This is a genomic window from Streptomyces sp. S3(2020) (assembly GCF_013044505.1).
Taxonomy (GTDB): Bacteria; Actinomycetota; Actinomycetes; order Streptomycetales; family Streptomycetaceae; genus Streptomyces.
Map to the genome: position 1 here is coordinate 1 of NZ_JABERD010000272.1, position 11,275 is coordinate 11,275.

The following is an 11,275-nucleotide window of genomic DNA, read 5'->3' on the forward strand; positions in this document are numbered from 1 at the left end:
TCACCCTCTCGGGCTTTCCTCCGGGCTTTTCCCTTCGGTCTTGCGTTTCCGACTCTATCAGACCGTTTCCGGTTCCGATTTCCTCGGTGCTTTCCAGGTTTCCGCTTTCGCGTTTCCCTTTCCGGCGATTCCGACTCTATCAGATCCCTTCGGGCCTGACTCCCAGTCAGAGGGGCTTGCCTTCCCGGCTGTTGGGCCGTTCCGACGTCTCAAACCCTAGCGGATCCTCTCGGCAGTTCCTAATCGAGCTGCCGAACCCAAATCGAATTGAATTCGGGCACGCCGAATTCGATCCCGTTGGGAGATCGTGCTGATGGTTTGTGTGCCGCTGATGCGGCGGGAGGTGCTGTCGAAGAACCGTTACGGCTCTGCGGCAACCCGAAGAACTTTACGGATCGTGGAGGGGGCTGTCAACCGCTCCCTGTCAAGATCTTTTCGGGTGACGCGTCAGTCCAGGTCGCTGAGTCGGCCACCGGCGTCCGGCTGGGCGTGCTCCACCCGGCGCAGGAGACGGGTGAGGACATCGCCGAGGCTGGTCCGCTCCCCTGGGGAGAGGTCCTGGAGGAGGTCCTCCTCGAAGACGGAGGCCATGCGCATGGCCTCCAACCACTTCTCGCGCCCCTCGTCCGTCAGCTCCACGATGACGCGGACACGGTTGGACTCGTCCCGTTCCCTGGTGACCAGACCCTCGGCGACCATCCGGTCGATGCGGTGGGTCATGGCGGCCGGCGTCAGGCCGAGGCGCTTGGCGAGGTCGCCGGGACCCATCCGATAGGGGGCGCCGGAGAGGACGAGGGCCTTGAGGACCTCCCACTCCGCGTTGCTGATGCCGAGGGCGGAGGTCTGACGGCCGTAGGCGACGTTCATACGGCGGTTCAGCCGGGACAGCGCCGAGACGATCTGCTCGACCTGGGGGTCGAGGTCCCGGAACTCGCGCTGGTAGGCGGCGATCTGCTCTTCGAGGGTCGGCTCACTGCCGATGCCGATGCTGCCGGGGGTGTCACCCATGGGCCGAAGTATCGCATGGGGCTGCTTGGCGTTGAAGTTCTTCTAGGTGTACTGTTTAGCTTCTAACTTTAGCTTTGAAGTCTTCGGTTCTAAGTACTGAGGGACTCCAACTACCTGATTGAGGTGAACGTGACCAGGGCGATGGGCGCAGCGATGCGCCGGATTCACGTGGGTAACGCACTCAGCGCGTTCGGGCTCGGCTTCACCGTCCCCTACCTGTACGTCTATGTGGCGCAGGTGCGGGGCCTTGGAGCCATGACGGCGGGGCTCGTCCTCGCCGTCTTCGCCGTGGCCGCGCTGATCGTGCTGCCGTTCGCCGGCCGGGCGATCGTGCGGCGCGGCCCGCTTCCGGTGCTGCTCGTCGCCCTGGTCACCGCCGCGATCGGCGCGCTGAGCCTGGGGCTCGCTGGCAATGCGACGACCGTCCTGCTGTCGGCGGCCGCGCTGGGCGCCGGGCAGGCCGTGATGCAGCCGGCGCTCGCCACGATGATCGTGGACTGCTCCACGTCCGAGACCCGCTCCCGTGCCTTCGCGACCCAGTTCTTCCTTCAGAACCTCGGGCTGGGTGTCGGTGGTCTCATCGGCGGTCACCTCGTCGACACGACGAAGGTCTCCTCCTTCACCGTTCTCTTCGCGATCGAGGCGGCGATGTTCCTGCTGCTGGCCGTGGTGATGGCGACCGTACGGATGCCGCACTCGCCGCAGATCGGAGGCGCGCCCGCCGGTTCGACCAAGGGCAGCTGGAAGCAGCTTCTGGGGAACCGGGCCATGGTGCAGCTGTGCGTCCTGGGCTTCGTGCTGTTCTTCGCCTGCTACGGCCAGTTCGAGTCGGGCCTGGCGGCGTACGGCGTCGAGGCCGCCGGGATCTCCACCTCCGCGCTGGGGTCGGCCCTGGCCGCCAACACCGCGATGATCGTCATCGCGCAGTTCGCCGTGCTGAAGTTCGTCGAGCGGCGTCGGCGCTCCCGGGTGATCGCCGCGGTCGGCATCATCTGGGCCGTCGCGTGGATCACCGCCGGTTACGCCGGCCTCGGCCACACCAGCCAGGCCATGGCCACGGCCGCGTTCGTCTCGACGTACGCCCTCTTCGGGCTGGGCGAGGCGATGCTGTCCCCGACCGTCGCTCCTCTGGTCGCCGATCTCGCGCCGAGCGGGATGGCGGGTCAATACAACTCGGCTTTCGCCCTGGTCAAGCAGCTGGCCCTGGCGGTCGGCCCGGCGGTGGGCGGCCCGATGGGCGCGGCGCTGCACGGGCCGTACATCGTGACGTTCCTGCTCTTCTCGGTGGGGATCACCTACCTGGCGCTGAAGCTGGGCCGTCAGCTGACTCCGGTCCAGGACCACCCGTGGCGAGCGAAGAGCCGTGTGGTGGCGCAGGGTGGAGCAAGAGTGGAATCGATCGCCGCCTGACGGCAACGCCGTCAGGCGCGCGGGGAACTGCGCGATCAGCCACATCGCACCCGTAGCCGCCCACGCGCCCCGAGCCGCTACTCCTTGGGCAGCACGAACTCGCACCAGACGGCCTTCCCGCCGCCCGGTGTCCGACGAGAGCCCCAGTTCGAGGCAATCGTCGCCACGATCGCGATACCCCGACCCGACTCGTCCCCCGGTTCCGCCCGCCGGCGCCGGGGCAGATGATCGTCGCCGTCCGTGACCTCGATGATCAGTCGGCGGTCGGTCCTGCGTAGGCGCAGCCGCATCGGCGGCGTCCCGTGCTGAAGCGAGTTCGCGACCAGCTCGCTCGCCGCGAGCACCCCCAGGTCATGCAGCTCCGCCGGGAACCGCCAGCTGGTGAGCACGCCGGAGGCGAACGCACGCGCGCGTGGAGCCGCCTCGATGCCGCCGAGGAGTTCCAGCGCGGCGTTGCGGAAGAGGTCGCTGTCGGGGCCTGTGCGGGCGGGGTGCTGGAGGACCAGGACGGCCACGTCGTCGTCGTGGTCGGCGGTGACGCCGGCCGAGCGGACGAGGCGGTCGCAGACGACCTGGGGTGTGCCGGTCGCGCCGGACAGGGCGCGCTCCAGGGAGGCGATTCCCTCGTCCAGGTCTTCGTCCCGGCGTTCGACCAGGCCGTCCGTGTAGAGGACGGCCGTGGAGCCGGGGCCGAGCGGGATGGAGCCCGACGCGTGCATCCAGCCGCCGGTGCCGAGCGGGGGGCCTGTCGGTTCGTCGGCGCGCAGCACCGCCCCGCTCTCGTCGCGGACGAGGATCGGGAGGTGGCCGGCGCTGGCGTACACCAGTCGGCCCTCGTTCGGGTCGTGGATGGCGTAGACGCAGGTGGCGATCTGGTTGGCGTCGATCTCCGCGGCGAGGCCGTCGAGGAGCTGGAGGATCTCGTGCGGGGGGAGGTCCAGGCGGGCGTATGCCCTGACCGCCGTACGCAATTGGCCCATGACCGCTGCCGCGCGCACGCCTCGGCCCATGACGTCGCCGATGACGAGGGCGGTGCGGCCGCCGCCGAGGGTGATGACGTCGTACCAGTCGCCGCCGACCGCGGCCTCGGTGCCGCCGGGCAGGTAGGTGGCGGCGATGCGGAGGTCGTCGGGTTCCTCCAGGACCTGGGGGAGCAGGGAGCGCTGGAGGGTCACGGCCGTCTCGCGCTGGCGGCGTTCGCTGGCTCTGAGGCGTTCGGCGGCTTCGGCGTGGTCGGTGACGTCCGTCGCGAAGACGAGGACGCCGCCGGTGTCGCCCTCCGTCACCGGGGTGCAGGTGAAGGTGTAGGAGCGGCCGTCGGGGGCCTTGCGGGACTTGACCGTGCGGGGTTTGCCGCTACGGAGGACCTGGTCGAGGAGGGGGAGGAGACCGATCTCGTCGAGCTCCGGGAGGGCTTCGCGGGCGGGGGCGCCGGGGTCTCGGGGGCCGAAGGCCGTCATGTAGGCGTCGTTGACGTAGGCGAGGCGGTGGTCGGTGCCGTGGACGAGGGCGACGAGGGCCGGGACGCGGTCGAGTACCTCGCGCACGGGGAGTTCGTCGACGGCGGGCACGGGCGGTGCTTCGTCGGTGGGTCGTTCGGCGCGGGCAGCGGGTACGGCGCCCTCCCCGAGTCGGTCGGGGGTGACCGGGTGGTCGGTCCGCGCTGCGGCGCGGCGCTGTGTTCCGGGGAGCCGGGCGCTCCAGCGCGTGAAGTTCACGAATCCTTGCCTCGTGTCGTCGTCTTCGGCCGGCTCCGGACCCGGCCTGGGGTCCTCATGGGTGCGGGGAGCGGGCGTCCACCCGTCCTGGGTCGGGCATCAGTGTGGCAGTGTGGCCGACCGGGTCGACATCCGTCAGACGCCTACCCCGCCGGTGGAGTTCCTGGGTCCGGTCAGGACGACCCCTTCGGGTCGTTCGTGGGGTCCTGAGGAGGCTTTCCACCGGCCGCGAGTTCGAACTCCGCTCGGGGATGTTCGAGGGAACCCAGCGAGACGATCTCCCTTTTGAAGAGCCCGGACAGCGTCCATTCGGCCAGGACGCGGGCCTTGCGGTTGAAGGTGGGCACCCTGCTGAGGTGGTAGACGCGGTGCATGAACCAGGCAGGGTAGCCCTTCAGCTTGCGTCCGTAGACGTGTGCGACACCTTTGTGGAGGCCCAGGGAGGCCACCGAGCCGACGTACTTGTGGGAGTACGTCTCCAGTTCCTCGCCGCGCAGCGCGTGCACGATGTTGTCGCCGAGGACCTTGGCCTGGCGTACCGCGTGCTGGGCGTTGGGAGCGGTCTCCCTGCCGGGTTCGGCGGCCGTCACATCGGGGACGCCGGCGGCGTCTCCGGCCGCCCACGCGTGCGTGGCGCCCTCGACGGTGAGCTGGGGGGTGCATTTCAGCCGACCTCGGTCCGTGAGCGGGAGGTCGCTGGCGGCGAGGATCGGGTGGGGTTTGACGCCGGCGGTCCACACGACCGTACGGGTCGGGAAGCGGGCGCCGTCGCTGAGGACGGCCACGCGGTCGGCGCAGGATTCGAGGCGGGTGTTCAGGCGTACGTCGATGTTGCGGCGGCGCAGTTCGGTGACGGTGTAGCGGCCCATCTCCTCGCCGACCTCGGGGAGGATGCGGTCGGAGGCCTCCACGAGGATCCACTTCATGTCGTCGGGCTGGACGTTGTGGTAGTACCGCGCGGTGTAGCGGGCCATGTCCTCGAGTTCGCCGAGCGCCTCCACGCCCGCGTAGCCGCCGCCGACGAAGACGAAGGTGAGGGCCGCGTCGCGGATCGCGGGGTCGCGGGTGGAGGAGGCGATGTCCATCTGCTCGATCACGTGGTTGCGCAGGCCGATGGCCTCCTCGACGGTCTTGAAGCCGATGGCGTGGTCGGCGAGGCCGGGGATGGGCAGGGTGCGGGAGATCGAACCGGGGGCGAGGACGAGTTCGTCGTACGTCAGCTGCCGGGCGCCCGTTCCTTCCTCCTCGGTGGCGAGGGTGGTCACGGTCGCGGTGCGTTTGGCGTGGTCGATGGCGGTGGCCTCGCCGATGACGACGTGGCACTGGTCCAGGACGCGGCGCAGGGGGACGACCACATGGCGGGGGGAGATGGAGCCGGCGGCCGCTTCGGGAAGGAACGGTTGATAGGTCATGTACGGATCGGGGGTGACGACCGTGATCTCGACGTCGCCGCGCCTCAGTTCCTGTTTCAACTTCCGCTGAAGACGCAGGGCCGTGTACATCCCGACGTAGCCGCCGCCGACAACGAGAATGCGCGCGCGTTCCTTCACCACCCCATGACGCACCCGGCGCTTGAGTTTGTCCACAGCCCCGGCAATTTGTGTGACCGCCCGTTTCGCGCGGGCGGGGTTGGCCGAATCGACGGCGTACGGGGAAGGTTTGCAGGTCAGCGGGTGTGCGCCGGGGGTCTTGAGGGGGTGCAATCGGGACGTATACGACCCGTACTCCGATCGGGGGGCGCTCCGTGCGGAACCTGCCCCTTCTGAATTGACCCCCTCTCAACTATGTTCGTGTGTCGACGGGGTGTAGGGGGATGCACTCATCGGATCCGCGACGGGCGGTCCGTGTGGCGGTTTGTTCCCCATAACGCTCCGGCTTTCAGTGGCGGGGAGAGTCTCCGGGGGGAGACGTCATTACCGGGGGATCGCTTATGCATGTTCAGGACTCTCATTGGGCTTCCGCGTCTGGCATCGGAACCGGTGGCGGGGCGATGAGCGCGGCGGTGGGGAACGGGCGCGACGCTTCGCGTTCGACGCCGCTGCGCGTGGACGCACAGCGCAATCTGGAGCACGTGCTGCGTGCGGCACGCGAGGTCTTCGGCGAGCTGGGGTACGGCGCGCCGATGGAGGACGTGGCGCGGCGCGCGCGGGTCGGTGTCGGCACGGTGTACCGGCGCTTCCCGAGCAAGGACGTCCTGGTGCGCCGGATAGCCGAGGAGGAGACCTCCCGGCTGACGGACCAGGCGCGTACGGCGCTCGGTCAGGAGGACGAGCCGTGGTCGGCGCTGTCGCGCTTCCTGCGGACGTCGGTGGCCTCGGGTGCCGGGCGGCTGCTGCCGCCGCAGGTGCTGCGGGTCGGGGTGTCCGACGAGCACGACGACGGTGCCGGGTACGACGAGGCGCGGGTGCCGCAGCAGCGGACGCAGTCCGGCTCGGGTGAGCTGCGTCTGGTCCCGGAGGACTCGGGGAACGCGGCCGAGGACGACTCCGGGGCGGCGGCGCTGCTCGACGTGGTGGGTCAGCTCGTGGAGCGGGCTCGGACGGCGGGTGAGCTGCGGGCCGATGTGTCGGTGTCGGACGTGCTGCTGGTGATCGCGACGGCGGCGCCCTCGCTGCCGGATGCGGCGCAGCAGGCGGCGGCCTCGGCGCGGCTGCTGGACATCCTGCTGGAGGGTCTGCGGTCGCGTCCGTAGTAAAGGCCGTTTGACGTGGTGCCCCGATCAGGTGACGACGGGGTGTGGGTGCTGCGCCGCCCGCGCCTCGTTCGCATGCCCGGCTTTCCCGGCATGTCCCCAACTTCCTTTCAGGACACGTCAGTTGAGCCTTCCCCGGATGGGTGACGGCTAGTACTGCGGTGCGGCAGATCCCCACGGACGAGTGGTAGCCCCGCACTGCCGGGTCCTGACCAAAAGCCAATATGGCACGCTGACCCGGTGCTGGTGACTGGTGGGCAGGCGGCGGGGGCTTTCCGCGATGGGCGTTGACGGGCGGGACGAGTCACAGGGCGAGGGTGACGCGGAGGCCGGCGGCCTGGCGTCGCCCCAGGTGCCGAGCCAGGGCGGCCGGGCGGGCCGCCCGCCGGTCGGCGGTGACCCGATGGAGGGCAGCGTCCCGACCCAGCGCGACCGCCGCGAGGACAGCGTGCTGCCGCCGCCGATCGAGCTGCCGCCCGGTGACGCCGACCTGATCGGCCGGATGCGCTCGGGCGACGACACCGCCTACGAGGAGCTGTACCGGCGCCACGCGGACGCGGTCCGCCGGTACGCCCGCACCTGCTGTCGCGACGCCCACACCGCGGACGACCTCACCGCCGAGGTCTTCGCCCGGATGCTCCAGGCGGTGCGCGGCGGCTCGGGCCCCGAGTACGCCGTACGCGCGTATCTCCTGACGACGGTCCGGCGCGTGGCCGCTAACTGGACGAAGTCAGCCAAACGGGAACAACTAGTCGACGACTTCGCGGTGTTCGCCGCGCAGTCCGCGCGCGTGACCGAGGTCTCCGACGACGACACACTGGACCTGGGCGCCGATGTGCGCGCCATGCACGAGGCCGAGCAGTCCATGGCCATGCAGGCCTTCCGCTCGCTGCCCGAGCGCTGGCAGGCCGTGCTGTGGCACACCGAGGTCGAGGACGAGTCGCCGAGCGACGTCGCCACGCTCTTCGGGCTCGACGCCAACGGCACGCGCGTGCTCGCCAGCCGCGCCCGCGAGGGCCTCAAGCAGGCCTATCTCCAGGCCCACGTCAGCGCCTCGCTGGCCGACGACGAGGAGTGCGCCCGCTACGCCGACCAGCTCGGCACCTACGCCCGCGGCCGGCTGCGCACCCGTGCCGAACGCGGGTTGCGCAAGCACCTGGAGGAGTGCGCCAAGTGCCGCCTCGCGGCCGCCCAGATCTCGGAGGTCGCGAGCAGCATCCCCGCCGTCGTGCCGGTCGCGGTCATCGGCTGGTTCGGTGCCGCCGGGTACGCCAAGGTCGCCGCGCTCATCGCCGGTGGCACGGGAGCGGGTGCGGCGGGTGTCGCGGGTGTGGCGGCGGCGAGCGGTGGCTCGTCGGGCGGCGCGGCCGCGGGCGGCGGTGCGGCGGCCTCGGAGGGCGTGGGCATGCCGGTGAAGGTCGGAATCGCGGCCGGTGCGCTGGTCGCGGCCGGTGTCGTGGTGGCGCTCGCCCTGTCCGGCAACGACAAGCCGGTCGACAACAAGCCCGAGGCCCAGCCCCCCAGGACCACACCGGTGGTGGAGCCCGCCGAGAACACGCCCAAGCCCCCCAAGAAGGAGCACGCGCCCGCGCCGGCCGTCTACCAGTGGAGCGAGTTGGCGTACGACGTCAACGGCGACGGCTCCGAGCCCGAGATGCGGATCGCCGAGAGCAGCTGGGTGTGGCAGCGGTACGGCGTCTCGGTCGGCGGCACACGGTACGAGCACGGCGTCACCGTGCACGGCCGGTCCTCCGTCACCATCGACCTCAACCGCGAGTGCACCTCCTACGACGCGATGGCCGGCGTGGACGACATGGCGCTGGGGCTCGGCAAGGTCTACTTCTCCGTCTACGCGGACGGGGTGCAGCTGTGGAAGTCCGGGCTGGTCGAGGGCGGGGACGCGGCGGTGCCGGTCCATGTGAACCTCGCGGGACGCGAGACCGTACGGCTGGTCGTGGAGCCGCACAGCTCCTTCGACGACCTGGCGCTCGCGGACTGGGCGGAGTCGAAGTTCAGGTGCTCGTAGTGGTCGGGTTCGGGACGGCGGGGTTCGGTGCGGCAGAGTTCGGGACGGCGGGGTTCGGTGCGGTGGGCAGGGCGCGCAGAGCCTCGTCGAGTTCGCCGAGGACGTCGTCCGGGGTGAGAACCGAACCCTTGGCGCACTCCGCCGCGTAGCGCTCGTCGCCGAGGGCCGCGCGGGCGTCGGCCTCGGCCCGTTCGGCGTCCGCTCCCTCCGGCATGGGGCGCGGGTGGCCGTCACGCCAGCGGGCGGCCGCGGCGAGCAGGCGGGCGGCACGCGGATGGTCGCCGAGGCGGGACATCAGGTCCGCCGTACCGTCGGCGAGCGCCGCCTTCATCGCGTCGGAGCAACGCGTCTCGATCGCCGTCCTGAGCGCTTCGGCCAGCTTGGGCAGAGCGGTCGCGGGACCGGACACGGCCACCGCCACCATGGCGTCGACCGACAGCAGCATCACTTTGAACTGCGGTGGCGGCGTCGCCCGCCCGATGGCGTCGCGCGCCTCTTCGTACAGGTCGCGCGCGCGGTCGATGTCCTTCTCGTCCAGCGCCATCAGAGCCCGCTGGAGCAGCACGAACGCCCGGGAGTCCGCGACGGCGTACCGCTCGGCAGCGGCACTCGCCTCGTCCAGTGTGGCCAGTGCCGTCGTACGGTCGCCCGCGCGGTAGGCGATCTCGGCGAGCCGGGCGAGGAGGAACGGCCGCTCGGTGTGGGCCCCCACTTCGTGGGCGAGCCGCAGGGCTTCCTCGTACTCCCCCCCTTGGCCTCCTCGAAGCGGCCGCGTGCCATGGCCGCCTCGCCCGCGGCGCTGCACACCTGGGCCCGCAGCCAGCGGTCGCCGACCCGTCGGCTCAGCACCCGCAGCTCCGCCAGGTCGCCGTCGATGCCGGGCATGCCGCCCGGGGAGTCGACGATCATGTGCGCGCGGAACATCAGGACGACGCCGGTCTCCCAGTCGCCGCCGTGGGCACGGCAGTTGGCGACCGCCCTGTCCAGGACGGGCTGGGCGTCCTCCCTCGGGGCGGGGTGGAGGAAGACCGTCACCGGCCAGGCGAGGCCGGGGAGCCGGGCCGCCTGGGGGCCGCCGCTCCCGAAGTGGTCCCGGATCCGTGCCACGTAGCGGTGCATCCGCTCGTCCAGCCCGTCCAGGGGCGGCTCGACCTCGGCCATGAGGAAGAGATGCAGCATCCTGAGGTCCATCCGCAGGGCGTGCAGGGGGTGGTCCGTCTCGCCGTCCGGGTCGGCGAGAAAAGCGTCGACGGGGTCCAGGGACGTCATCAGGGAGCACACCGCGTCCGGCTCCGTCGGGAGCGTGCCCCCGGCCGCGTCGAGGGTCGCGCCCAGCCGCAGCACCTGGCCGGTCCAGTCCGCGCCCTCCCTGCGGTAGTTCCGCAGCCACCAGAACCAGGTCATCGCGACGGCCAGGGCGCCGGCCTCCGCCTCGTCGCCGGCCTCGACCGCGCGGTGGAGGGCCGCGCGGATGTTGTCCAGCTCGGTCTCCAGGCGGGTGATCCACGGGAGCTGGCCGACGGAGCGCAGCTCGGGCTCGGCCTCCGCGACGAGGGCGCGCGCCCAGGTGCGGTGCCTGCGCAGGGCGTCGGCCCGGGCGTGCGGGGCCTCGGCGGCGCGTTCGACCGCGTACTCGTGGATCGTCTCCAGCATGCGGTAGCGCATGGAGTCGCCGCCGGACCGCCCGTACGGGGCGGCGACGATCAGGGACTTGTCGACGAGCGCCCCGATCAGCTCGGCGGCGGGGCCGGTGCACACGGCCTCCGCGGCGGCGAGGTCCCAGCCGCCCGCGAACACGGACGCCTCGCGCAGCACCGTCCGCTCCCGCTCGTCGAGCAGGTCCCAGGACCAGTCGACGACCGCGCGCAGGGTCTGCTGGCGGGGCAGGACCGTGCGGCTTCCGGAGGTGAGGAGGCGGAAGCGGTCGTCGAGGCGGTCGGCGATCTGGCGCGGGGTGAGCAGCCGCAGCCTCGCCGCCGCGAGCTCGATGGCGAGCGGCAGTCCGTCGAGGCGGCGGCAGATCTCGGTGACGGCCTCGGTGTCGCGGAGGACGACGTCCGCGTCGGGGCGGACCGCCGTCGCGCGCTCGGTGAAGAGGTGGTGGGCCTGGTCGGGGAGGAGGGGCTCGACCGGGCGCACGGACTCGCCGGGGACGCCCAGGGGTTCACGGCTGGTCGCGAGGATCGTGAGCCCGGGGCAGCGGGTCAGGAGGGTCTCGGCGAGGTGGGCGGCCGCTTCGATGACATGTTCGCAGTTGTCAAGGATCAGGAGTTGGCTGCGCAGGGCGCAGTACTCGACGAGCAGGGCGAGCGGGTCGTCCTGCCGGTCCGTCAGTTCGGTGGTGATCAGCTTGGTCTCCCGTAGCCCGAGCGCGCTGACCACCGCCCCAGGCACCGCCTCCGGCCGGTCGAGCGGCGCCAG

Annotated in this window: 6 protein-coding genes and 1 pseudogene; 3 read left to right on the top strand and 4 right to left on the bottom strand. The window is 71.2% G+C overall.

The features are described 5' to 3' along the window. Positions 1–447: 447 nt before the first annotated feature. Positions 448–1,008: a MarR family transcriptional regulator gene (locus HLK59_RS44090; protein ID WP_171147302.1), complete on the bottom strand. Its 561-nt coding sequence runs from the start codon at positions 1,006–1,008 to the stop codon at positions 448–450. Positions 1,009–1,161: 153 nt separating this feature from the next. Between HLK59_RS44090 and HLK59_RS44095 the strand changes: the two genes are divergently transcribed. After that, positions 1,162–2,418, top strand: coding sequence for an MFS transporter (locus tag HLK59_RS44095; protein WP_171147303.1), 1,257 nt, complete (start codon positions 1,162–1,164; stop codon positions 2,416–2,418). Between the two features lie 77 nt (positions 2,419–2,495). On the opposite strand, the gene HLK59_RS44100 is transcribed toward HLK59_RS44095, so the two are convergent. Together HLK59_RS44100 and HLK59_RS44105 are read right to left on the bottom strand one after the other, a co-directional pair. Next, entirely contained in the window at positions 2,496–4,136 is a 1,641-nt protein-coding gene (locus tag HLK59_RS44100) for a SpoIIE family protein phosphatase (RefSeq protein ID WP_171147304.1), read from the bottom strand. 173 nt (positions 4,137–4,309) lie between these two features. Further along, entirely contained in the window at positions 4,310–5,689 is a 1,380-nt protein-coding gene (locus HLK59_RS44105) for an NAD(P)/FAD-dependent oxidoreductase (protein ID WP_171147307.1), read from the bottom strand. Between the two features lie 377 nt (positions 5,690–6,066). Between HLK59_RS44105 and HLK59_RS44110 the strand changes: the two genes are divergently transcribed. After that, positions 6,067–6,828 (top strand): TetR/AcrR family transcriptional regulator, encoded by a 762-nt coding sequence (locus HLK59_RS44110; RefSeq protein WP_171147305.1) that lies wholly within the window; start codon positions 6,067–6,069, stop codon positions 6,826–6,828. A gap of 280 nt (positions 6,829–7,108) precedes the next feature. Further along, positions 7,109–8,854, top strand: a complete 1,746-nt coding sequence (locus tag HLK59_RS44115) for a sigma-70 family RNA polymerase sigma factor (protein ID WP_171147306.1) — start codon at positions 7,109–7,111, stop codon at positions 8,852–8,854. On the opposite strand, the pseudogene HLK59_RS44120 reads toward HLK59_RS44115, so the two are convergent. After that, positions 8,841–11,275, bottom strand: a pseudogene (locus HLK59_RS44120) (AfsR/SARP family transcriptional regulator); the annotation flags it as partial. The gene HLK59_RS44115 and the pseudogene HLK59_RS44120 sit on opposite strands and share 14 nt — an antisense overlap.

Coding starts and splice junctions, on each gene's coding strand:
- HLK59_RS44090 (WP_171147302.1), bottom strand. CDS start 1,008: ATGGGTGACACCCCCGGCAGCATCGGCATCGGCAGTGAGCCGACCCTC.
- HLK59_RS44115 (WP_171147306.1), top strand. CDS start 7,109: ATGGGCGTTGACGGGCGGGACGAGTCACAGGGCGAGGGTGACGCGGAG.
- HLK59_RS44110 (WP_171147305.1), top strand. CDS start 6,067: ATGCATGTTCAGGACTCTCATTGGGCTTCCGCGTCTGGCATCGGAACC.
- HLK59_RS44095 (WP_171147303.1), top strand. CDS start 1,162: ATGCGCCGGATTCACGTGGGTAACGCACTCAGCGCGTTCGGGCTCGGC.